Source organism: Kitasatospora sp. NPDC023385, assembly GCF_055664045.1.
In genome coordinates this window covers 54,404-77,239 of the sequence record NZ_JBVOOL010000003.1, presented here as the reverse complement: position 1 = coordinate 77,239, position 22,836 = coordinate 54,404, and the positions used below count along the sequence as shown (strand labels likewise).

The 22,836-nt window shown below is 75.7% G+C and carries 18 protein-coding genes; 12 read left to right on the top strand and 6 right to left on the bottom strand.

Going from position 1 to position 22,836, the window contains the following annotated elements:
• Positions 1 to 4 precede the first annotated feature (4 nt).
• Entirely contained in the window at positions 5 to 805 is an 801-nt protein-coding gene (locus AC0B61_RS06230) for a M23 family metallopeptidase (protein ID WP_471739452.1), read from the bottom strand.
• Positions 806 to 1,129: 324 nt separating this feature from the next.
• Between AC0B61_RS06230 and AC0B61_RS06225 the strand changes: the two genes are divergently transcribed.
• Positions 1,130 to 1,534, top strand: coding sequence for a cobalamin B12-binding domain-containing protein (locus AC0B61_RS06225; RefSeq protein WP_471739451.1), 405 nt, complete (start codon positions 1,130 to 1,132; stop codon positions 1,532 to 1,534).
• Positions 1,535 to 1,693: 159 nt separating this feature from the next.
• On the opposite strand, the gene AC0B61_RS06220 is transcribed toward AC0B61_RS06225, so the two are convergent.
• Positions 1,694 to 3,301 carry a DUF5691 domain-containing protein gene (locus AC0B61_RS06220; RefSeq protein WP_471739450.1) on the bottom strand — a complete coding sequence of 536 codons (1,608 nt, stop codon included), beginning with the start codon at positions 3,299 to 3,301 and terminating at the stop codon, positions 1,694 to 1,696.
• Between the two features lie 11 nt (positions 3,302 to 3,312).
• Complete coding sequence (locus AC0B61_RS06215; protein ID WP_471739449.1) at positions 3,313 to 4,626, bottom strand: SWIM zinc finger family protein; 1,314 nt, start codon at positions 4,624 to 4,626, stop codon at positions 3,313 to 3,315.
• A gap of 249 nt (positions 4,627 to 4,875) precedes the next feature.
• Between AC0B61_RS06215 and AC0B61_RS06210 the strand changes: the two genes are divergently transcribed.
• The 5 genes from AC0B61_RS06210 (at position 4,876) to sucD (ending at position 11,961) form a co-directional block, all read left to right on the top strand.
• On the top strand, positions 4,876 to 5,958 hold the full coding sequence (locus AC0B61_RS06210) for an ATP-binding protein (RefSeq protein ID WP_471739448.1): 1,083 nt from the start codon (positions 4,876 to 4,878) through the stop codon (positions 5,956 to 5,958).
• A complete protein-coding gene (locus AC0B61_RS06205; RefSeq protein WP_471739447.1) occupies positions 5,955 to 8,312 on the top strand; it encodes a DUF5682 family protein in 2,358 nt (785 codons plus the stop codon). The genes AC0B61_RS06210 and AC0B61_RS06205 overlap by 4 nt, the downstream gene beginning before the upstream one ends.
• A gap of 97 nt (positions 8,313 to 8,409) precedes the next feature.
• Positions 8,410 to 9,576 (top strand): VWA domain-containing protein, encoded by a 1,167-nt coding sequence (locus AC0B61_RS06200; protein ID WP_471739446.1) that lies wholly within the window; start codon positions 8,410 to 8,412, stop codon positions 9,574 to 9,576.
• 302 nt (positions 9,577 to 9,878) lie between these two features.
• Complete coding sequence (gene sucC, locus AC0B61_RS06195) at positions 9,879 to 11,051, top strand: ADP-forming succinate--CoA ligase subunit beta (RefSeq protein ID WP_471739445.1); 1,173 nt, start codon at positions 9,879 to 9,881, stop codon at positions 11,049 to 11,051.
• 19 nt (positions 11,052 to 11,070) lie between these two features.
• Entirely contained in the window at positions 11,071 to 11,961 is an 891-nt protein-coding gene (sucD, locus tag AC0B61_RS06190; protein ID WP_471739444.1) for a succinate--CoA ligase subunit alpha, read from the top strand.
• Positions 11,962 to 12,018: 57 nt separating this feature from the next.
• On the opposite strand, the gene AC0B61_RS06185 is transcribed toward sucD, so the two are convergent.
• Complete coding sequence (locus AC0B61_RS06185) at positions 12,019 to 14,094, bottom strand: LuxR C-terminal-related transcriptional regulator (protein ID WP_471739443.1); 2,076 nt, start codon at positions 14,092 to 14,094, stop codon at positions 12,019 to 12,021.
• 132 nt (positions 14,095 to 14,226) lie between these two features.
• Between AC0B61_RS06185 and AC0B61_RS06180 the strand changes: the two genes are divergently transcribed.
• The gene (locus AC0B61_RS06180) at positions 14,227 to 15,669 is read left to right on the top strand and encodes a cell division protein PerM (protein ID WP_471739442.1); all 1,443 of its coding nucleotides are present in this window, start codon (positions 14,227 to 14,229) and stop codon (positions 15,667 to 15,669) included.
• Positions 15,670 to 15,724: 55 nt separating this feature from the next.
• Here the strand turns inward: AC0B61_RS06180 and AC0B61_RS06175 are convergent, their stop codons facing one another.
• Positions 15,725 to 16,369 carry a DUF308 domain-containing protein gene (locus AC0B61_RS06175; protein ID WP_471739441.1) on the bottom strand — a complete coding sequence of 215 codons (645 nt, stop codon included), beginning with the start codon at positions 16,367 to 16,369 and terminating at the stop codon, positions 15,725 to 15,727.
• A 373-nt stretch (positions 16,370 to 16,742) separates the two neighbouring features.
• On the opposite strand from AC0B61_RS06175, the gene purN reads away from it, so the two are divergent.
• Together purN and purH are read left to right on the top strand one after the other, a co-directional pair.
• Positions 16,743 to 17,462: a phosphoribosylglycinamide formyltransferase gene (purN, locus tag AC0B61_RS06170; RefSeq protein ID WP_471739783.1), complete on the top strand. Its 720-nt coding sequence runs from the start codon at positions 16,743 to 16,745 to the stop codon at positions 17,460 to 17,462.
• Complete coding sequence (purH, locus tag AC0B61_RS06165; RefSeq protein ID WP_471739440.1) at positions 17,459 to 19,060, top strand: bifunctional phosphoribosylaminoimidazolecarboxamide formyltransferase/IMP cyclohydrolase; 1,602 nt, start codon at positions 17,459 to 17,461, stop codon at positions 19,058 to 19,060. Before purN ends, purH begins: the two co-directional genes overlap by 4 nt.
• Before the next feature lie 68 nt (positions 19,061 to 19,128).
• On the opposite strand, the gene AC0B61_RS06160 is transcribed toward purH, so the two are convergent.
• The gene (locus AC0B61_RS06160) at positions 19,129 to 19,740 is read right to left on the bottom strand and encodes a hypothetical protein (RefSeq protein ID WP_471739438.1); all 612 of its coding nucleotides are present in this window, start codon (positions 19,738 to 19,740) and stop codon (positions 19,129 to 19,131) included.
• Positions 19,741 to 20,268: 528 nt separating this feature from the next.
• Here AC0B61_RS06160 and AC0B61_RS06155 point away from each other — a divergent pair.
• The 3 genes from AC0B61_RS06155 (at position 20,269) to AC0B61_RS06145 (ending at position 22,770) form a co-directional block, all read left to right on the top strand.
• Entirely contained in the window at positions 20,269 to 21,123 is an 855-nt protein-coding gene (locus AC0B61_RS06155) for a bifunctional methylenetetrahydrofolate dehydrogenase/methenyltetrahydrofolate cyclohydrolase (protein WP_471739437.1), read from the top strand.
• An 18-nt stretch (positions 21,124 to 21,141) separates the two neighbouring features.
• The gene (locus tag AC0B61_RS06150; protein ID WP_471739436.1) at positions 21,142 to 21,567 is read left to right on the top strand and encodes a DUF3017 domain-containing protein; all 426 of its coding nucleotides are present in this window, start codon (positions 21,142 to 21,144) and stop codon (positions 21,565 to 21,567) included.
• A gap of 210 nt (positions 21,568 to 21,777) precedes the next feature.
• Positions 21,778 to 22,770: a malate dehydrogenase gene (locus AC0B61_RS06145; protein WP_471739435.1), complete on the top strand. Its 993-nt coding sequence runs from the start codon at positions 21,778 to 21,780 to the stop codon at positions 22,768 to 22,770.
• Positions 22,771 to 22,836 lie beyond the last annotated feature (66 nt).

Genomic DNA, 22,836 nt, shown 5'->3' with positions numbered 1-22,836 from the left:
GGCGTCAGCGCGGGTCGAGCCCGTTCGAGAGGAACCACGGCAGCGGGTCGACCGGCCCGCTGCCGTCGGCGGGCCGGATCTCGAAGTGCAGGTGCGGTCCGGTGCTGTTGCCGCTGCTGCCGACGAAGGCGATCACGTCGCCCTGCTTCACCGGCCCCTTGCGGATCTTGTACCCCCGCAGGTGGCAGTACCAGGCCTCGGTGCCGTCGGACATCTTGAGTATCGACATGTAGCCGTAGAACGGGTTCCACTGGGTGCGGATCGTGCCGTCGGCGACGGCCATGACCTGGGAGCCGCCGTCCACCGGGAAGTCGATGCCGGTGTGGCGCTTGGCCCAGTGGGTGCCGGCCGCGCCGAACAACTCGCCGAGGCCGTGCTGCGCGACCGGCATGACCACCGCGGGCCTGGCCGGCGCCGGGGCCTGCTCGGTGCCGGGCGGCCCGGTCGGGGCGTCGGCGGGCTGCGCGCCGGCCAGCGGCTGACGGGCGTCGCCACGGGAGGCCTGGCCCTGGCCGCCGGCCGCGGCCGCCTGCTGGGCCGCCTTGGCGGCCGCGTCGTCCGGGGCGCCCGCGGATTGCGGCGGCACCCGTCCGGCGGCCAGGGCGTGCTGCTGGTCGGCCTCCCCGTGGACCGTGATCGCCGCCGCCGCGGCGACCCCGAGCGCGGCCACCGACGGGAGCGCGACCCGCAGCAGTGCCGTCCGGGTGGCCGCCTTGGCGGCGCCGCGGCGCTGGGCGCGGGACTGCTCACGGGCGGCCAGGCGCAGTTGCGCACGGGTCGGACGGGCGGCTGCTTCGGGAGCCATCGGGGGCTGCCTCCTCGGTGGGCCTCGGGCACGTCGTCGGGCGAGGGGGAAACAGCCGTGACTGTAGCCGCAAGGCCGACGCCCAGGAAAAACCTCCGGTTGTCAAGGGGTCGGCCGGGCGGTCTGTGCGCAGGTTGCGGGCCGGACGGTTATACCCGCCGGTAGCAAGGCCCGGAGCTGTGACTTTGCCCTCCTCTTGGGAGGGGGCGCGGCCAACGGGGCCGGGTGGCGCTAACCTCCCCTCAGGTTGTTATTGACCGTTAACCGCGCCCGTGGCCCCCAAGGCCCGGTCGGCTGGTGGACGACGAGGTCCAGGAGGCAGTGATGGGTGTGTCGGGGCCGATCCGTGTGGTGGTCGCCAAGCCGGGGCTCGACGGTCACGACCGTGGCGCCAAGGTCATTGCGCGCGCCCTGCGCGATGCCGGTATGGAGGTCATCTACACCGGGCTGCACCAGACGCCCGAGCAGGTCGTCGACACCGCGATCCAGGAGGACGCGGACGGCATCGGGCTGTCGATCCTCTCCGGCGCCCACATGACGCTGTGCGCGCGGGTACTGGAACTGCTGAAGGAGCGCGACGCCGAGGACATCAAGGTCTTCTGCGGGGGGATCATCCCCGAGGAGGACATCGCCGAGCTCAAGGCGATGGGCGTCGCGGACATCTTCACCCCGGGCACGCCCACCCGGGACGTGGTCGCCTGGGTCGAGGCCAACCTCCGGGCGAGCTGACCTCCGGTACGACGGGCGGGCCGGTCCTCGGGGGCCGGCCCGCCCTGCCGTTTCCGGAGCCGGGCCGCGTTGCCGATTCGGGGCCGCGCCGCCCTGCCGTTTCCGGGGGCGCCCCGACCTGGAGCTCGCGGCGGCCGGCCGGCCCGGCGGAGCCGCAGGTCAGCCCGCGAGCTCCGCTAGCATCGCGGCCCGGAAGCGCAGGGTGCCGGCCAGCCGGGCGAAGGTCTCCGCCCAGGCGGAGTCCGGGGCGGCCCCGGCGGCCAGCTCCTCCACCGCGGCGGCCGTCTCCGGGGCGAGCGCGCGCTCCGTCATCCCGAGCACCCCGCTGTGGCTCCACGGGTACGCGCCGGAGGTGGCGGCCCGGGCCAGCGCCGCCACCACGGCGGTGGACAGCGGCGGTGTCCACGGCGTGGCGCAGGCACCGAGCAGCTGGAAGGCCTCCCCCAGTCCGTGCACCTCGATGAACGCGGCCGTCCAGGCCGCCCGCTCCTCGGGCGGGAGGACGGCCAGCAGCTTGGCCGGGGCGCCGGTGGCCCGCGCGGCGCGGGCCCGGCCGGCGCCGCGGACCGGCGGCACCGGGGCCGGCCCGAGCAGCGCCCGGGCCCAGTCGGCGTCGTGCTGGCGGACGGCGGCGCGCGCCCAGGCCTCCCGCAGGTCGTCGGCCCAGCTGCTGCTGGTCTCGTCGATGCTGTCGCCGACCCGCAGGGCGAGCAGCTGCCCGGGCGTCAGACCGGTGCTCCTCGGCCAGACCGAGAGCGGCGCCGCGGCCACCACCTCGCCGAACCACCAGGCCCGTTCACCGCGCCCGGTGGGCGACGTGGGCGCGATGCCGTCGCGCTGCATCCGGGCGTCGCACTCGGCGGGCGGGCTCACCAGCAGGTGGGTGCCGGCCTCGGCGAGGCGGACGGCGGCCAGCGCCCGCTCGGCCATGCGGTGGGCCAGCGCGGAGCCGGGCAGGGTGGAGAGCAGTTCGGCGGCGGTGGCGCGGACGTTCTTGCTGCGGTCGCCGAGGGCGGCCTCCAGGAACGGCTCGTCGGCGGGGGAGAGGCCGTCCTGGAGGGCGTCCAGGAAGAGCAGGCGGTCCTCGGCGCGCTCGGTGGACCAGGTGCTCCGCAGCAGCTCCAGGCCGGTGGCCGGGTCGCTGCGGCGCAGCAGCGTGAGGTGGGTGACGCGCTCGGCGAACAGGCCCTCGTGCCACAGGTGGTGGGCGGCGGGGTCGTCGGGCCGGCCCACCGGCTGCTCGGTGGTGGTGCGCAGGACGAACCGCCAGTCGGGGTTCCGCTCGGCCAGCCAGCGGCCCGTCGGGCCGGCCAACGCGACCGCGTCGGAGCGCAGTTCGCCGCGTGCGCGGGCGGCGTCGAGCAGGCCGGGTATCAGCGCGGCGGGCGGCCGCAGGCCCCGGGCCCGGGCGGCGGCGAGCCACTGCGGCAGCAGCTCGGCCAGGTTGGCCAGGGTGCCGCCGGCGCTGCCGCCCGTCCGGCCTGCCAGCAGGACGGCCAGTCGGCGGCCGGCCGGCTCGGGCAGCTCCGGGCGCGGGTCCTCCGGCGCGGGCGGGCCGGGCGGCCCGGCGGCCGGTACGGGCAGCGCGCCGGCCCGGCGGCGGACGGTGGCGAGGGCGGCCAGCTCCAGCAGGGCGGTGGCCGGGTCGGCCTGGTGGTCCACGGCGTCGGCGAGCGGCAGGGCGGAGGCCGGGAGCGGGCGGCGGTCGGTGCCGAGCAGGGCGCTGGTGTGCAGGCTCTCCCACGGGTCCTGCGTGGTCGTCGTCATTCTCCGTGCTCCTAAGCGTTGGTGAGGCCGACCGGGCGCCGGCCGGCGGGCCAGGCGGTGACCGGGGCGAAGCCCTGATGGCCGTACTCGCCGAAGAGCGTCAGCGGGCGGCCGGCCGAGACCGCGGCCAGCCGCCACAGCGCCGTCTCCGGGACGGCCGAGGCGCGGACCGGCACGGTGTGGTGGCCGTCCGTCAGGTACCAGCCGTCCGGGGTGCGGACCGGGACGACGCCGGTGAGCACCGTCGGCCAGTGCTCCAGCCACGGGTCGTCGGCGACGGCCGTGCCGTAACCGGCCACCGCCTCGGCGACGGTGAGCCCGGCGGGCGGGGCGGCCGGGCCCGCCGCGGGGGCGCCGTAGCGGGTGCCGAGCGTGGCGCGCAGCGGGCGGGCGCCGGGGTGGTAGGCGAGTTCGGCCTCCAGCAGGTGGCCGGTGGGCAGGGCGAGGTCGGGGGCCTGGCCCGGGCGGCCGAAGGCGAGCAGCAGGGCCGGCCGGCCGGTCTTGGCGCCGCGCAGCCAGACCCGGCGGGTGGTGAGCCGCTCGTCGGAGCCCCCCGCCATGGGCAGGGTCCGGCTGCCGAGCACCAGCCAGCGGTCGCGGACGGTCGGGCCGGCCAGCACCTCGGCGGCCTCCACGGTGTAGCCGACCCGGGTGCGGACGGTCGCGGCCAGGTCGGGGGGCAGCTCGTCGAGCCGGGTGGCGGCGGTGGCGAGCAGGTGGAGCATCGCGTACTCCTCCAGCAGCCGCTCCTGCGGGACGGCGTCCAACTCCCGTACGCGGGTGGCCAGGCCGGGCGCCTGCGCGTCGACCATCCGGGCGGCGACCTCCTCCCAGGGCCCGGCGGTGGACCGGTCGGCCAGGCCGTGCCGGATCCGGTCGGCCAGCCGCAGCCGCAGCTCGGCCGCGCCGGCCGCGACCCGGGCGCGGCGCTTCTCGGCCCGGCGGCGGGCGGCGTCCGGATCCGCCGGGGCCGCCGCCCGCTGCTCGGCGCGCTCCTGGCGGCCCGCGAGCCAGTCGGCCGCCCAGTCGGCGGGCTCGGCGGCCGGGACGGCCTCCGGGGAGCCGCTCCACAGCAGGAGGAGCCCGAGCGCGTGCTTGCACGGGAACTTCCGGCTGGGGCAGCTGCACCGGTAGGCGGGCGTGGCGAGTTCGACCACGGTGCGGTACGGCGTGCGGCCGCTGCCCTCGCACTCGCCCCACAGCGCGGTGCCGTCGGTGCCCGCGCCCGACCACGGCGCGGGCGAGGAGAACGCGCCCGCCGCCTTCCGCGACGAGGCGTCAGGGGCCAGGGACAGGACGTGTTCGGTGCTCCAGCGTTCCTCCATGCGACCGACCGTAGGCGGCGGCACTGACAGTGGCTGACTGTCCGTCCGGAGGCCCGGCCGGCGCCCGGATCCGGAGCACTTCCCGGAGCGCTTCCGGAGCCCCGTCCGGAGCCCCTTCGAGGTCGGCGGCTGATGTCAGTGGCCCGGTGCAGGGTGGTTCCCGCAGGCCGGGACGCTGGCCTGGCTCCCCCCCGATCACCCTGCCGCCGGGGCACCCGCGTACCCGGGCGGCCGACCCGAAGGAGCCCCATGACCGACGTACTGCGGCAGCACGCCGAGGACGCCTTCGCCGGTGAACTGGCCGCGCTGGCCGCGCAGGACGACCGTCCGCGCCCCGAGCGCTGGAAGCTCTCGCCGTGGGCCGTGGCGACGTACCTGCTCGGCGGCGAACTGGCCGACGGCACCCGGATCACCCCGAAGTACATCGGCCCGCGCCGGGTGGTCGAGGTCGCCGTGACGACCCTGGCGACGGACCGTGCGCTGCTGCTGCTCGGCGTGCCCGGCACCGCGAAGACCTGGGTGTCCGAGCACCTGGCCGCCGCGATCAGCGGTGACTCCACGATGCTGGTGCAGGGCACCGCCGGCACCCCCGAGGAGGCCGTCCGGTACGGCTGGAACTACGCCCGGCTGCTGACCGACGGCCCGAGCCGGGACGCCCTGGTGCCCTCGCCGCTGATGCGGGCGATGGCCGACGGCAAGCTCGCCCGGGTCGAGGAGCTGACCCGCATCCCGGCCGACGTGCAGGACGGTCTGATCACCATCCTGTCCGAGAAGACGCTTCCGATACCGGAGTTGGGCGCCGAGACGCAGGCGGTGCGCGGCTTCAACGTGATCGCCACCGCCAACGACCGCGACCGCGGCGTCAACGAGCTGTCCAGCGCCCTGCGCCGCCGCTTCAACACCGTGGTGCTGCCGCTGCCGGCCTCCCTGGAGGAGGAGGTCGACATCGTCACCCGCCGGGTCGGGCAGCTCGGCCGCTCCCTCGAACTGGCCGAACTGCCCGGCGGGGCGGAGGAGATCAGGCGGGTGGTCACCGTCTTCCGCGAGCTACGGGCCGGGATCACCGTGGACGGCCGGACGAAGGTCAAGACCCCGAGCGGCACCCTCTCCACCGCCGAGGCGATCTCGGTGGTGACCAACGGCCTCGCCCTGGCCACCCACTTCGGCGACGGCGTGCTGCGCGCCGGCGACGTGACGGCCGGCATCCTCGGCGCCGTCGTCCGCGACCCGGTGGCCGACCAGGCGGTCTGGCGCGAGTACGTCGAAGGGGTGGTGCGCGAACGCGACGGCTGGAAGGACTTCTACCGGGCCGCCCGCGAGGTGACGGCATGACCACTGCCGAGGTCGCCCTCCTCGGCATCCGCCACCACGGCCCCGGCTCGGCCCGGGCGGTGGCCGCCGCGCTGGCGCAGTGGCGGCCGGACGCGGTGCTGATCGAGGGGCCGCCGGAGGCCGACGGGATCGTCCACCTGGCGGCCGGGAAGGACCTGGTGCCGCCGGTCGCGCTGCTCGCCCACGCCGTGGACGACCCTGCGAAGGCCGCCTTCTGGCCGTACGCCGAGTTCTCCCCGGAGTGGGTGGCGATCCGCCACGCCGTGGACCACGACCTGCCGGTCCGCTTCATCGACCTGCCCGCCGGGTACTGCTTCGCGCCCGGCCCCGAGGCCACCCCCGGCCCCGACTCCGGCGACACCGACGACTTCGGCGAACGGCCCGCCGACCCGCTGGCGCTGCTCGCCGAGGCGGCCGGGCACGACGACGCGGAGCGCTGGTGGGAGGACGTGGTCGAGCACCGCGCACCCGGCACCGACGCGCTGGCGCCGTTCGCCGCCGTCGCCGAGGCGATGGGCGCGCTGCGCGCCGAGGGCCTCGGGGAGTCCCGCCGGGACCTGCTGCGCGAGGCGTACATGCGCCGGCAGATCCGCGCCGCCCGGCGCGCCGGGCACCGCCGGATCGCCGTCGTCTGCGGGGCCTTCCACGTCCCCGCGCTGGCGACGATGCCCACCGTCGCGCACGACCGGGAGCTGCTCGCCGGACTGCCGAAGAAGGTGCGGACGGACATCACCTGGGTGCCGTGGACGCACCGGCGCCTCGCCCAGTCCAGCGGCTACGGCGCGGGCGTGCGCTCGCCCGGCTGGTACCACCACCTGTTCACCACCGACGGCGACCCGGTGCCGCGCTGGCTCACCCGGGCCGCCGAGCTCCTGCGCGCCGAGGACCACCCGGTCTCCTCCGCGCACGTCATCGAGGCGGTCCGGCTCGCCGAGGCCCTCGCGGTGCTGCGCGGCCGCCCGCTCGCCGGGCTGACCGAGACCCTGGACGCCGTGCGCGCGGTGCTCTGCGAGGGCTCGGACGTCGCCCTGGAGCTCGTCCGCGACCGCCTGGTGGTCGGCGACGAGCTCGGCGAGGTCCCGGACGCCGCACCGGCGGTGCCGCTGCAGCGCGACCTCGTCCGGCTGCAGCGCGCGCTGCGGCTCAAGCCCGAGGCCGCGCCGAAGGACGTCGACCTCGATCTGCGCAGGGAGACCGACGCGGGCCGCTCGCGGCTGCTGCACCGGCTGCGGCTGCTGGGCGTGGACTGGGGCGTGCCCGCCCGCTCCTCGGTCAACTCGACCGGGACGTTCCGGGAGAGCTGGCGGCTGTGCTGGCAGCCCGAGTTCGCGGTCCGGATCGCCGAGGCCGCCCAGTGGGGCACCACGGTCGAGGCGGCGGCCACCGGCAAGGCGGTCGGCACCGCCCGCGCCGCCGTCGAACTCGCCGAGCTGACCGGCCTGGTGGAGACCTGCCTGCTGGCCGGGCTGTCCGGCGCGCTGCCCGCCGTGATGCGGGTGCTCGCCGACTGCGCGGCCCTGGACACCGACGTCGCGCACCTGGCGGGCGCGCTGCCCGCGCTGGTCCGCGCGCTGCGCTACGGCGACGTGCGCGGCACCGACCACGGTGCGCTCGCCGAGGCGGCGGCGGGCCTCGCCGAGCGGGTCTGCGTCGGGCTGCCGCCCGCCTGCGTCGGACTGGACGCCGAGAGCGCGGCGGCGATGCGCGGCCGCCTCGACGAGGTGCACGGCGCGATCGGCCTGCTGGGCTCCGCCGGTCCCCGGGCCGCCGGCACGACACTCGCCCCTGGCGCGGCAGCGGGGCCCGACGGCACGAACGGCCTGGCCGGACGCTGGGCCGCCGCCCTGCGCTCCCTCGCCGCCCGCGAGCCGTCCGGCGGGCGGGCCACCGGCGCCCCCGGCCTGCTCCGCGGCCGGGCCGTCCGCCTGCTGCTGGACGACGGTCGGCTCGACTCCGAGGAGGCCGGCCGTCGGCTGCGACTGGTCCTGTCCGTCGCCGCCGCCCCGGCGGACGCGGCCGGTTGGGTCGAGGGCTTCCTGGCCGGCGGCGGCGCCCTGCTGCTGCACGACCCCCGACTGCTCGCCCTGCTGGACGAGTGGCTGACCGGCGTGAGCGGGGAGGTCTTCACCGACGTCCTGCCGCTGCTGCGCCGCACCTTCGCCGGGCTGGAGGCGGGTGTGCGCACCACCATCGGCAGCCGGGTGGCGGCCGGCCCGCTCGATCAGCCCCCGGCGGACCGCGCCCCGGCGGGCGAGCTGGACCGGGCCCGCGCCGATGCCGCCGTCCCGGTGGTGGCCGTGCTGCTGGGCGTCCGCCCGACGATCCCCCGGCAGGCCGCCGGCCGCGACACCTGACCGCCCGCCGGCCGTGACACCGCCGCACCCATCGCCGCCGCCCCCGACCACCGCCGCACCCGCCACCGCAGTACCCCGACCACAGGAGGAGGACGAGATGGCAGCGCCCACGACCGACGAACGGCTGCGCCGCTGGCGGCTGGTGCTCGGCGGCGAGGCCGAAGGCACCGGCTGCCCCCTGCGCGGCCGGGACGCCGCGATGGACGGCGCGCTCGCCGCGCTCTACCGTGGCGCGCCCGACGAGGGCGCCCGGGCGGCCCGCGGCGGCCGCCGAAGCGCCGGGCTGGGCGGTTCGGCCCCGCAGGTGGCCCGCTGGCTGGGCGACATCCGCGAGTACTTCCCGTCCAGCGTGGTCCAGCTGATGCAGCAGGACGCGATCACCCGGCTCGGCCTGGACCGGCTGCTGCTGGAGCCGGAGATGCTGGAGGCCGTCGAGCCGGACGTCCACCTGGTCGCCACCCTGCTCTCGCTCAAGCACGCGCTGCCCGAGACCACCCGGGAGACCGCCCGGGCCGTGGTCGGCAAGGTCGTCGCCGACCTGGAGCGCCGGTTCGCCGACCGCACCCGGGCCACCCTCGGCGGCGCCCTCGACCGCAGTGCCAAGGTCAACCGGCCGCGGCACCGGGACATCGACTGGGACCGGACGATCCGGGCCAACCTGAGGAACTTCCTGCCCGACCACGGCACCGTCGTCCCCGAGCGGCTGGTCGGCCACGCCCGCGCCCGGAGCGCCGTGCGGAAGGAGGTGATCCTCTGCATCGACCAGTCCGGTTCGATGGCCCCGTCGGTCGTGCACTCGGCGGTCTTCGGCGCGGTGCTCGCCTCGATGCGCACCCTGGACACCCGGCTGGTCGTCTTCGACACCTCGGTGGTCGACCTCACCGAGCAGCTCGCGGACCCGGTGGACGTCCTGTTCGCCACCCGGCTCGGCGGCGGCACCGACATCAACCGCGCGCTCGCCTACTGCCAGTCGAGGATCACCCGCCCGGCCGAGACCGTCGTGGTGCTGATCAGCGACCTGTACGAGGGCGGCGTCCGGGACGGCATGCTCAGGCGGGTCGCCGCGATGAAGGCGGCCGGGGTCCAGTTCGTCGCGCTGCTCGCGCTCTCCGACGAAGGTGCGCCCGCCTACGACCACGCGCACGCCGCCGCGCTGGCCGCCCTCGGCGCGCCGGCCTTCGCCTGCACCCCGGACGCCTTTCCCGGGATCATGGCCGCGGCCCTCGAGAAGCGCCCCGTCGCGGTGCCCGGCCAGGGCGCGTGACGGATTCACCCGGACGTGCGAATCCGTCCGAGCGGTGGACCGGGCGTCCGCCCAGGCGATTCAGGCTGTCTGTGACGGTTCTCACCCACGACGGGCAGGCCCCGGGCGGAACAGGCCCGTCCCACGGGGATAACCTGCCAGACGGACGTGACGCGCGTGTTGATTGACGTGTGCGCCCGTGGCTGTGTGGGCCGCAAGGCCGTACCTCTGCGTACCCGCACCGCCCCGACGACCCGCAGCGAAGATCCTGCCGTGGCACGCTCGTAGAGACACAATCCGCGACCACGAACAAGGACAAACACGTGGACCTGTTCGAGTACCAGGCGAGGGACCTCTTCGCCAAGCACGGTGTGCCCGTGCTTGACGGCGATGTCATCGAGACCGCCGCAGACGCTGCCGCCATCGCGGAGCGCTTCGGCGGCCGCGCCGTCGTCAAGGCTCAGGTGAAGGTGGGCGGCCGAGGCAAGGCCGGTGGCGTCAAGCTCGCCGCCGACCCGGCGGACGCCGTCGCCAAGGCCGGGCAGATCCTCGGCATGGACATCAAGGGCCACACCGTTCACAAGGTGATGCTGGCCCAGACCGCGGACATCAAGGACGAGTACTACGTCTCGTTCCTGCTGGACCGCACCAACCGCACCTTCCTGGCCATGGCCAGCGTCGAGGGCGGCGTGGAGATCGAGGTCGTCGCCGAGCAGAACCCCGACGCGCTCGCCAAGATCCCGGTCGACGCCAACGAGGGCTGCACCCCGGAGAAGGCCGCCGAGATCGTCGCCGCGGCGAAGTTCCCGGCCGAGGTCGCCGACCAGGTCGCCGACGTCCTGCAGAAGCTGTGGACCGTCTTCATCAAGGAGGACGCCCTCCTCGTCGAGGTCAACCCGCTGATCAAGTCCGGTGACGGCAAGATCATCGCGCTCGACGGCAAGGTCTCCCTGGACGAGAACGCCGAGTTCCGCCAGCCCGGGCACGAGGCCCTGGAGGACAAGGCCGCGGCCAACCCGCTGGAGGCCGCCGCCAAGGCCAAGGGCCTGAACTACGTCAAGCTCGACGGCCAGGTCGGCATCATCGGCAACGGCGCGGGCCTCGTCATGAGCACCCTCGACGTGGTCGCCTACGCCGGTGAGAAGCACGGCGGCGTCAAGCCCGCCAACTTCCTCGACATCGGCGGCGGCGCCTCCGCCGAGGTCATGGCCAACGGCCTGGAGATCATCCTCGGCGACCCCGACGTCAAGTCGGTCTTCGTCAACGTCTTCGGCGGCATCACCGCGTGCGACGCGGTCGCCAACGGCATCGTGCAGGCCCTGGAGCTCCTCGCGGGCAAGGGCGAGAACGTGACCAAGCCGCTGGTCGTCCGCCTGGACGGCAACAACGCGGAGCTGGGTCGCAAGATCCTCGACGACGCCAACCACCCGCTGGTCCAGCGCGTGGACACCATGGACGGCGCCGCTGACCGCGCCGCCGAGCTGGCCAACAAGTAAGGAAGGGGACTTTCACACCATGGCTATCTTCCTTACCAAGGACAGCAAGGTCATCGTTCAGGGCATGACCGGCTCCGAGGGCATGAAGCACACCCGCCGCATGCTCGCGTCCGGCACCCAGATCGTCGGCGGTGTCAACCCGCGCAAGGCCGGCACCACGGTCGACGTCGACGGCACCGAGATCCCGGTCTTCGGGTCGGTCGCCGAGGCGATGGAGAAGACCGGTGCCGACGTCACCGTCGTCTTCGTCCCGCCGGCGTTCACCAAGGCCGCCGTGGTCGAGGCGATCGACGCCGAGATCGGCCTGGCCGTCGTCATCACCGAGGGCGTCCCGGTGCACGACACCGCCGCCTTCTGGGCGCACGCCGGTTCGAAGGGCAACAAGACCCGCATCATCGGCCCGAACTGCCCCGGCCTGATCAGCCCCGGCCAGTCGAACGCCGGCATCATCCCGGCCGACATCACGACCTCCGGCAAGATCGGCCTGGTCTCGAAGTCCGGCACCCTGACGTACCAGCTCATGTACGAGCTGCGCGACATCGGCTTCTCCTCGGCCGTGGGCATCGGCGGTGACCCGGTCATCGGCACCACCCACATCGACGCCCTCAAGGCGTTCCAGGAGGACCCGGAGACCGAGATCATCGTCATGATCGGCGAGATCGGTGGCGACGCCGAGGAGCGCGCCGCGGCCTTCATCAAGGAGAACGTGACCAAGCCGGTCGTCGGCTACGTCGCGGGCTTCACCGCCCCCGAGGGCAAGACGATGGGCCACGCCGGCGCCATCGTCTCCGGCTCCTCGGGCACCGCCCAGGCGAAGCAGGAGGCCCTCGAGGCCGCCGGTGTCAAGGTCGGCAAGACGCCGTCCGAGACCGCCCGCCTGGCCCGCGAGATCATCGCCGCCCAGGCCTGATCCCGCCCCGCGCGTGACGAGCGCCCCCGCCCCTCCCGGGCGGGGGCGCTCGCCGTTTCAGCGCGCCGTCGGCCCCGTGCCGCACGGCAGCGGCGACCACATCCGGCAGACCGTCGGCCCCTGCGGCGGCGGGGCCTCCGCGCCCCGGGCCGCCGACGGCAGCCCCCACCGGGCCCACTGGGCGGCCGCCTGGGCGTGCGGCTCCACCAGCACCGCCTCCAGCCCCGGCGCCGGGCTGCACCACAGGCTGGTGATGCCGTTCGGCGCACCGCCCGGCAGCAGCGGCACCGCCGGCTCCTCCTCTGCGAGGGGCAGACAGAGCGAGGGCGCGGGCGCGGCCGGCGGCCCGAACACCGCCGCCGGCCGGACCCCCGAGAGCGTCGCCAGCACCGCCCCGCCCACCGCCACCGTCAGCAGTGCCGCCGCGCCCGTCCGGCTCGCCGTCCACAGCCGGTGCCGGGCGCGCAGCAGTGGCACCGGCGAGCGGTGCGGCGCCGGGCACCCGCGCACCGCCGCCCGGTGCAGCAGCCGGCTCAGCCCGTCCGCGAACCCCGGCGCCGCCGGATCCGGCCCGACCAGGTCTGGCACCCACTGGGCCAGCGCCACCCGGGACGTCCACACCCGGCCCTCGGCCGCCGCCTGCGTCGCCTCCACCTCGACCGCGACCGCCGCCGCCGGCAGCCCCAGCCCGTCGTGCAGCACCAGTGCCCGCCGCTGCGGCCGGGACAGCCGCCGGAGGGCCTTCAGCAGCGCCCGGTCCCGGTCGGTCAGCCGGTCGTGGTCCGGCAGCACCGCCTGCGCCTCGTCGGCGGGGCGCACCTTGATCCGCCGGTGCGGCAGGCTCCACGCGTGCGTCCGCCGCGGCCCGCCGCGGTGCCACGGCGACAGCGCCAGCTCGGACGCCCGCACCCGCACCCAGCCCTCCGGGTTCCCCGAACCGGCCACCGCCCGCCACCCCCGCCGGGCCTCCCCGAACGCCCGCCGCACGCAGTGCACCGCCCGGTGCCGGCAGGTGGTCAGCAGGAACACCTGCTGCACCAGCCGGGTGTACGCCGTCTCGTACAGCTCCTCGAAGCTGTCCGCCGGACGGCCGGCGGGCGCCGGGGGTGCCGACTCCTGAGGCTCGTCTGCGGCTGGTGCGGCCGGAGCCCGCTGCGCCATGGTGCCGTGCCCTTCCGTGCCTGCGGGCTGCTGCCTCGCGCTCGCCGTGGTGGAACCCGGGGCCGTCGGCGCCGCTGGCGCCGACCCGCTGCCGGCGGGGTGTTGCGGCCCCTGGGCCGTGGTGGCGGCCCCTGCCCGCGCGGCCGCGTCGCCACGCTCCACCCCGCCCGCACGGCCCGCGTCCGGGCGTCCGGCGCCCGCCGAGTGCCACGCCGAGGCGGCCGTACGGTCGGGCTCCGAGCGCCGGTGGCCGGGGTCTGCGGTACCGGGTTCGGCGGGAGCCTGCGGCCAGGGCCGGAAGCCGGGCACGGGGGGCGTGGGTGCCGGGGCTTCGCGCTCCGGGTGGCTCGGCTGCGCCGCCTGTTCGCGCCCCCGGTCGGCGGCGGAACGCCGCCCGGTGCGCACGGGTGGCTCGGGCGGGGGCGGCTGTGCCGGGGTGTCGCCGGCTTCCGGGGCGGCGACTGCCCTCGCAGGGTGAACGGCGGCGGCCGTCTGGCGGTAGTCTCCGGCGTCGGATCCGCCCGGTGCCGGTTCGGCCGGGTGGGTACGGCCGCCGTCGGCGGAAGGGCGTTGTCTCTCTGCCGCGGCGCCCCACCCTTCCGGGGGCGGCCCTGCGAACCGGCCGGGGCCCACGGCGGGCCCGAGGGAGGACGGCGTGACGCCGGCGAAGTTCGTCCGGATGACGGCCGGGGGCTTCGGCAGGGTGTCCGCGGCGAGGGTGACGGCCTCGGCCTCGGTGGGCGCGCCGAGCTTCCTCATGGCGCGCTGCAGGTAGCTGCGGGCCGTGGCGCGGGTGACGCCGAGGGCGGCGGCGGTGTGCGGGAGGTCGTGGCCGGCCGCGAGGTGGGCGAGGGCCTCGGCTTCACGGGGGGTCAGTTTCCGTGGCCGGTGGGTCGCGTCGTGGTCGGCGCGGGCGGGTGCTCGGTGGCGCTTCGGGGTGGCGGAGCCGGCGGCGGTGGACGGCGTGGCCATCAGACGCTCCGGGCCGGGGCGCCGGCGGCTTGGGGGCAGGGTCTGAAAATGCGCATAAGCCAATAATCTGGGACACGGCGGCGGTTTGCCGCTTCACGGAGCATGGCGAGTCGCCTTGGCACCATGAGGCGCATGACGCAGCTGATGGGCCGTCCGATCCTGGAGACGCCGGGTGCATTGGGCGGACGCCCCGCGCTGGCCGACCTGTTGGCGGGTGTGCGGGCGGCACTGGTCGGCCTGGCGGTGGTCGGGGTGCCGGTGCTCGGGCTCTGGGTGGTGACGCCGTACGCGGACGACGGCGCCACCGCTGCCACCCGGTTGGCGGGGGTGCTCTGGCTGCTCGGGCACGGCGCGCCGGTGCTCCGTGGCGCCGCGGACGCTCCGCTGACCGTCACTCCGCTGCTGCTCGGCGCCCTGGCCGTGGTCCGGCTCCACCGGGCGGGTGCCGGGGTGGCGGCGCGGCGCGGGCTGCGCTCGCGCTGGGGCGGCCCGGTCGCGGTGTGGGCGGGTTACTGCGCGGTGGCCGTCGTGGTGGCGCTGCACTGCGCGGGCGCGGGGCTGTTCCACAGCCGGGTGCTGCCGGACGTGCTGGTGGTGGCGCTGGTGGCGGCCCTGGCGACGGCCGCCGGAGTCCGCTCGGCGGAGTCCCCGGGTGCCGACGGGGCCGTCGCCGCCGCGCTGGACCGCCTCCCGCCGCCGTACCGGCCGGCGGGCGGCGCACCGGTGGTGCGGGCCGCGGCGCTGGCGGGCGGGGCTGGGCTGGTCGCGGCGGGCGGGCTGCTGGTGGCGGTGTCGGCGCTGCTGGGTGCGATGGCCGGCGGCGGTCGGGGGATGACGCTGCTCGGGCGCGGGCCCGTCGCGCTGCTGGGCCTGCTGCTGCTCGCGCTGGTGCTGCTGCCGAACGCGGTGCTGTGGGGGGCGGCGTACGCGCTGGGCCCCGGGTTCGCCGTGGGGGCCGGGACGGTGGTGTCGCCGGGCGGTACGGCGTTGGGCCCGGTGCCGGAGTTCCCGCTGTTCGCCCTGCTGCCGGCCGACGGCCCGGGCGGGTGGCGGCTGGCGGCGCTGGCGCTGCCGCTGCTGGCGGGGGCGGTGCCGGCGGTGCTGCTGGGCCGTGCGGGGGCTGGTCTGCGGAGTCCGGCCGGAGGGAGCCTGGCGGGGGAGGGCCTGGCGGGTGGGGGCTCGGCGGGTGGGGGTGAGGACCGGTTGGAGCCCTGGTCGGCCGCCGCGACGGTGACGGCCGCCCTGGCGGCGGCGGTGGCGGTCGGGGCGGGGGCGGCGCTGCTGGGCTGGCTGTCCGGCGGGGCGCTGGCGGGCGAGCGGATGGCCTGGCTGGGGCCGGTGCCGTGGTGGACGGGCCTGGCGGCGGCGGGCTGGTTCGCGCTGGTGGCCGTCCCGGGCGCCCTGCTGGTGCGGCACCGCGGGCTCGCCCCGGCGCGGCAAGGTGCGCTCACCCCGGCGGACAGCCAGGGCGCGTACGCCCGGCTCGCGGGGCAGGCGCGCCGGGGTGCGCTGCGGCTGCGCGCCCGTGCCCACGCCCTCGTGCTGCGGCTGTCCGAGCGGGCCGAGCGGGCCTAGCGGGCCGGGGCCGGGACGTCGGGGGTCCGGCCGACTGACGGGGCAGTGCGGGCGGCTACTCGGTGTTCCCGGTGAAGTCCACGTACCACTGGGGCGCGTACCGGTCGCAGTTCTCGGCGCCGACGGCGGTCAGCGAGTCCTGCACGCAGGTGACGTACTCGCGGTAGTGGTACCCCAGGCCGATCACCGAGGTGGCGACCACGACGGTCATCGCGCCGGTGAGGATCCCGGCGAGCGCGGCCGGGGTGAGCGGGTTCGGCGCCGCGACGCCGGGGACCTGGCCGGCGGCGGTGGCCGCGGTCTGGGCGGGCCGCGGGGCCCGCAGGGCGCCGATGCCCCAGACGATGCCGAGCACCCCGACGAGCAGCGCGAGCCAGTGGAACCCCGCGAACAGGCAGACCAGCGCGAACAGCCCGGCGAGCGCGGCGTTGCGGGCCCGGCGGTGGGCCGGGTCGGCGGGGTCGAGCCGGGGCGGCTGCGGGGCCGTCGGCCGCCGGCCGGGGCGTCCGTCGCCCGGGACGGGGCCCCACGGCGGCGGGAGCTGCGGGCGCTCCTCGCCCTGGCCGCCGGTACCCCCCTGGCCGACGCCGCCCTGGCCCTCGCCGGGCCTGGGGCTGCGCGGCTGCCACGGCTGGTCCGGGGCATCCGCCGGCGGCGGCGCGAAGGGGTTGCGCTCGCCGTTGTCGTCGCCGCTGCTCATGGGTTCAGCCAATCCTTGTCGGTCGGGACTCGGTCGGGATCCGGCCGGGACTCGGGGAGCCCGGCCGGGGGTCTCGCGGTCGTCGCGGACTCCCGCGCCCTCCAATGATCCCGCAGCCGTTCGCCGGCCCACCGGCGGCCCGGGCCCGAGCCCGGTCGGCGGTGGGACGCGGGGTGCGGCGGCGGTGCGACGGCGGTGCGGCGGGCCCGAGGAGATCCCCGTCTCAACTACGCGCGTAGCGCCGCCAGGAGGGTTCGGAGGCCGTTCGACCAGCCGTTATCGTGGTGACGGTCAGCAGCTCGCATCGGTTCCCGGGGCCCGCGTCGCGGCGGGTTCTCCTGGTGTTCCCCCCATGCTCGACCTGCCGTTCGTAGTGGCCCCACCGCCGGTGGACGTACCAGCGGACGGCGCCCGACCTACGGAGAATCGCGCAGTGGCCGCCGCCCCCGCCCAGCACTTCCCGCCCCGCACGCCCGGACCGGCCCGTCTGGTGGTGCTGGTCTCCGGCTCCGGCACCAACCTGCAGGCACTGGTGGACGCCGTCGCGGATCCGGCCTACGGCGCCGAGATCGTCGCGGTGGGCGCCGACCGGGACGGGATCGCCGGACTGGAGCGCGCCGGCAAGGCCGGCCTGCCGAGCTTCGTGCACCGGGTGAAGGACCACCCCGACCGCGCCGCCTGGGACCGCGCGCTGACCGCCTCGGTCGCCGCGTACGAGCCGGACCTGGTGGTCACGGCCGGTTTCATGAAGATCCTCGGCCCCGAGTTCATCGCCGCCTTCACCGGACGGATCGTCAACACCCACCCCGCACTGCTGCCGTCCTTCCCCGGCGCCCACGGCGTCACCGACGCGCTCGCGTACGGCGTGAAGGTCACCGGCTGCACCGTCCACCTGGTCGACGCCGGCGTGGACACCGGGCCGATCATCGCGCAGGGCGTCGTCAAGGTCGTCGACGCCGACCACGCCGATGGCGGCGAAGCGCTGCACGAGCGCATCAAGACTGTCGAGCGCAAGCTGCTCGTCGACGTCGTGGGCCGGCTGGCCCGCGAGGGCCACCGCATCGAGGACCGAAAGGTATGGATCCCGGCATGAGCGCGAGCTCCACCACGCCCCCTGTCTCCGAGAACATCCGTCCGATCCGTCGCGCGCTGATCAGCGTGTACGACAAGACCGGTCTGGAGGAGCTGGCCCAGGGCCTGCACGCCGCCGGGGTCGCCATCGTCTCCACCGGTTCCACCGCCGGCCGGATCGCCGCCGCCGGCGTCCCGGTGACCGAGGTGTCCGAGCTGACCGGCTTCCCGGAGTGCCTCGACGGCCGGGTGAAGACCCTGCACCCCCGCGTGCACGCCGGCGTGCTGGCCGACCTGCGGCTGGAGTCGCACCGCGCGCAGCTGGCCGAGCTGGGCGTCGAGCCCTTCGACCTCGTCGTGGTGAACCTGTACCCGTTCAAGGCCACCGTCGCCTCCGGCGCCACCCCGGACGAGTGCGTCGAGCAGATCGACATCGGCGGCCCGAGCATGGTCCGCGCCGCCGCGAAGAACCACCCCTCGGTGGCCGTCGTGGTCGACCCGGCCCGCTACGGCGACGTGCTGAAGGCCGTCCGGGACGGCGGCTTCGACCTGGCCACCCGCAAGCGCCTGGCCGGCGCCGCGTTCGCCCACACCGCCGCCTACGACGTGGCCGTCGCCTCCTGGTTCGAGGCCGGCTACGCGCCGAGCGACGCCGCGGACACCAGCGGCTCCGCCGCGGGCTTCCCCGCCTTCCTGGGCGCGACCTGGGAGCGGCAGAACGTGCTGCGCTACGGCGAGAACCCGCACCAGGGCGCCGCGCTGTACAGCGACGGCACGGGCGGCCTGGCCGGCGCGCAGCAGCTGCACGGCAAGGAGATGTCGTACAACAACTACGTCGACACCGACGCCGCCCGCCGCGCCGCCCACGACCACGCCGAGCCGGCCGTCGCGATCATCAAGCACGCCAACCCGTGCGGCATCGCGACCGGCGCCGACGTGGCCGAGGCGCACCGCAAGGCGCACGAGTGCGACCCGGTCTCCGCGTACGGCGGCGTGATCGCGGTCAACCGCCCGGTCACCGTCGCGCTGGCCGAGCAGATCGCCCCGATCTTCACCGAGGTCGTCGTGGCCCCCGGCTACGAGGAGGGCGCCCTGGAGGTGCTGACCCGCAAGAAGAACCTGCGGGTGCTGGTCGCCCCCGAGGCCCCGGCCAACCGCCGGGAGGTGCGCCCGATCTCCGGCGGCGTGCTGCTGCAGGACGCCGACCGGGTGCACGCCGAGGGCGACGACCCGGCGAACTGGACGCTCGCCACCGGTGAGGCGCTCTCCGCCGCCGAACTGGCCGAACTGGCCTTCGCCTGGCGGGCCTGCCGGGCCGTCAAGTCCAACGCGATCCTGCTGGCCAAGGACGGCGCCTCGGTCGGCGTCGGCATGGGCCAGGTCAACCGGGTCGACTCCTGCAAGCTCGCGGTCGAGCGGGCCGGCGAGCGGGCCAAGGGCGCGTACGCGGCCTCGGACGCCTTCTTCCCGTTCGCGGACGGCCCGGCGATCCTGATCGCGGCGGGCGTCAAGGCCATCGTCCAGCCCGGCGGTTCGATCCGCGACGAGGAGGTCGTCGCGGCGGCCGCCGAGGCCGGCGTGACCATGTACCTCACCGGCGCGCGCCACTTCTTCCACTGAGTGGCACGAAGCGGCCCGGCCCCCTCCGAGGAGGGAGCCGGGCCGCTTCGCCGTGTGGTGCCGTCGGGTCAGTACCGCGGCCGGTTGAACCAGCTGACGCCGTCCCGGACGCACATGGCGGTGATCCAGATGACGCTGATCGCCAGCCAGAGGAAGGCCATGACCAGGCCCACGGCCGTCCCGCCGCTGATGGCGCCCAGCAGGATCAGCACACCGACGAGGCCGCCGAGCGAGCCGTACACGATGGTGATGACCCGGACGGTGTTGCCGCCCTTGCCGAACTTGGCCCCGAGCGTGATGGAGAGCGCGGCGAACAGCCCGAACAGGACGGCGATCACGATCAGGACACCGGCGGCGGCGTTGCCCATCGTGGTGAACGGGTTGTCGCTGCTGCTGGTCCTGCTGAGGGTGTTGGTGGCGTCCTTCGCGGCAGCCCCGATGATCACGTAGATGATCGCCAGGATCGCCTGCACACCGCCGACGATGAACAGCAGCACCCGGGCGGTCGTCACCAGGCCCGGCATGGACGGCGGCGCGGCCGGCGCGTAGCCGTACGCCGGGGCGGCCTGCGGGTAGCCGTACGCGGCGGGCTGCGGCGGCGGGGCCTGCTGCGGGTAGCCGTAGCCCGGGGCGGCCGGCGGCTGGCCGTACGGATTGTTCGGGTCGGGCGGGTAACTCATGGATGCCTCCGGGCAGTTACGGGGACGCGGGGACGGGACGGCGGACGGCCCGGTGCCGGTCGGTGCGTCGGAACGCCGACCGGACGGGACAGTAGCGGAGCAGGGTGACAGCCCGGCGGCAGTGACGGGCGCCGTCGGCTCAGCGGCGTGGTGAGCGCCGGAGCGGTGGGAGCGTCGACGGGCACGGCGCGGGCGGGACGGCACCGCGGCGGACAGGTCGCTCGGTCTGCTGTGGTCGACTCACTGGCTCTTTCCCCCGGGTACGCCCCGCCGCAGGATCCGTCGGCCCGTCACCGGGCCGGTCGCGGCGGGAATGCCCGCTTATCGTGATCCGGACGGCCGTGCCGTGTCCAGCCGGTTCCACGGGCCGGGCCAAGACTGTGGCGCAACCGCAACGTGCGGCGGACCTGCGGGCCCATCCGGCCGCCCGTCCGATCGCGTGTCCGGCCGCCGTGCGTCGCGGGGCGCGGGGCGCGGGGCGCGGCCGCCGTGGTACGGCGACCGGTCGCGATCCGGGAGAATGGGGCCATGACTGCCCAGATTCTCGATGGCAAGGCCACCGCCGCCGCGATCAAGTCCGAACTCGCCGCCCGCGTGGCGGCCCTCAAGGCCAGGGGCGTCACGCCCGGCCTCGGCACCGTCCTGGTCGGCGACGACCCGGGCAGCCGCTGGTACGTCAACGGGAAGCACAAGGACTGCGCCGAGGTCGGCATCGCCTCGATCCAGCGCGAGCTGCCCGCCACCGCCGGCCAGGAGGACGTCGAGAACGTCGTCCGCGAGCTCAACGCCGACCCGACCTGCACCGGCTACATCGTCCAGCTGCCGCTGCCCAAGGGGCTGGACCAGAACCCGGTCCTGGAGCTGATGGACCCGGACAAGGACGCCGACGGCCTGCACCCGACCTCGCTCGGCCGGCTCGCCCTCGGCATCGACGGCCCGCTGCCCTGCACCCCGCTGGGCATCGTCGAGCTGCTCCGCCGCCACGACGTCGAGATCGACGGCGCCGAGGTGGTCGTGGTCGGCCGCGGCATCACCGTCGGCCGCTCGATCGGCCTGCTGCTGACCCGCCGCAGCGAGAACGCCACGGTGACCCTGTGCCACACCGGCACCCGGGACCTGAGCGCCCACCTGCGCAAGGCCGACATCATCGTGGCCGCCGCCGGCGTGCCGCACCTGGTCAAGCCGGAGGACGTCAAGCCGGGCGCGGCGGTGCTGGACGTGGGCGTCAGCCGCAGCGAGGGCAAGATCGTCGGCGACGTCCACCCGGGCGTGGCCGAGGTGGCCGGCTGGATCTCCCCGAACCCCGGCGGCGTGGGCCCGATGACCCGCGCGATGCTGCTCAACAACATCGTCGAGGCGGCCGAGCGCCGCGCCGGCATCTGACCCCCGGGGACGGCGACCATGACTGAACCGCGACCGGCGCGGTCCCGGCGCAGGCCGGTCAAGACCACCGGCACCCTGCCGCCCGAGGGCTCGGCCGCGGCCCTCGGACGCGACCACGCCCTGCCGGTGCGGCAGTGGCCGATAACGCTGGTCCTGCTGGTGGTCGGGGCCGGCCTCGCGGTCACGTGGTTCGCCGACTTCAAGGACGGCTTCAAGTACGGGCTGCTGATCCTCGGCGGCGGCGTGCTGCTGGGCGCGGTGCTGCGCCTGGTGCTGCCCGAGGTCGGGATGCTGGCGGTGCGCAGCCGCTTCACCGACGTGGTCGTGCTGACCTTCCTGGGTGCGTCGATCGTGCTGCTGACCCTGGTCGCGCAGCCGAACCCGTGGCTGCAGATCCCGTTGCTCGACAACATCGGCCAGCTGATGGGCCGGCCCAAACACTGATCGGCCCATCGGCTCTCCCCACCCGGCCCCCGGGGTTCCGGTGCCGGGTGGGGGCCGCGGTGCGGTTGTGACGCATCAGCCAGTCCGGAAGCCGCGGCACACGCTCCCCTTTGCGATAACCTGACGCCGGTCTCTCGATGTCGAGAGACCATCCTCGGCTCCAGTGCCGGTGTGCCTGGGGCGCCTGGCGAACTGCTGGAGAAGGTAGAAATGACCCGCACCCCCGTCAACGTCACCATCACCGGAGCGGCCGGCCAGATCGGCTACGCGCTGCTCTTCCGCATCGCCTCGGGCCACCTGCTCGGTGCCGACGTGCCGGTGAACCTGCGCCTCCTGGAGATCCCGCAGGGCCTCAAGGCCGCCGAGGGCACCGCCATGGAGCTCGTCGACTGCGCCTTCCCGCTGCTGCGCGACATCACGATCACCGACAACCCGAACGAGGCCTTCGACGGCGCCAACGTCGCGCTGCTGGTCGGCGCCCGTCCGCGCACCGCCGGCATGGAGCGCGGCGACCTGCTGCAGGCCAACGGCGGCATCTTCCGCCCGCAGGGCAAGGCCATCAACGACCACGCCGCGGACGACATCAAGGTCCTGGTCGTCGGCAACCCGGCCAACACCAACGCCCTGATCGCCCAGCGCAACGCCCCGGACGTCCCGGCCGAGCGCTTCACCGCGATGACCCGCCTGGACCACAACCGCGCCGTCGGCCAGCTGTCCGCCAAGACCGGCGCCCTGGTCTCGGACATCAAGCGCGTCACCATCTGGGGTAACCACTCCGCGACCCAGTACCCGGACATCTTCCAGGCCGAGGCCGCCGGCAAGCCGGCCTTCGAGGCCGCCGGCAGCGACCAGGCCTGGCTGGAGAACGACTTCATCCCGACCGTCGCCAAGCGCGGCGCGGCGATCATCGAGGCCCGCGGCGCCTCCTCGGCCGCCTCGGCCGCCAACGCAGCCATCGACCACGTGTACACCTGGGTCAACGGCACCGCCGAGGGCGACTGGACCTCCATGGGCGTCGTCTCCGACGGCTCCTACGGCGTCCCGGCCGGCCTGATCTCCTCCTTCCCGGTCACCACCAAGGACGGCCGGTTCGAGATCGTCCAGGGCCTGGAGATCTCCGACTTCTCGCGTGCCCGCATCGACGCCTCGGTCAAGGAGCTGACCGAGGAGCGCGACGCGGTCCAGGAGCTCGGCCTCATCTGAGCCCGCCCCGCACGGTCCCACCGGCGGCCCGCCGTCTTCCCCCGGGAAGCGGCGGGCCGCCGCCGT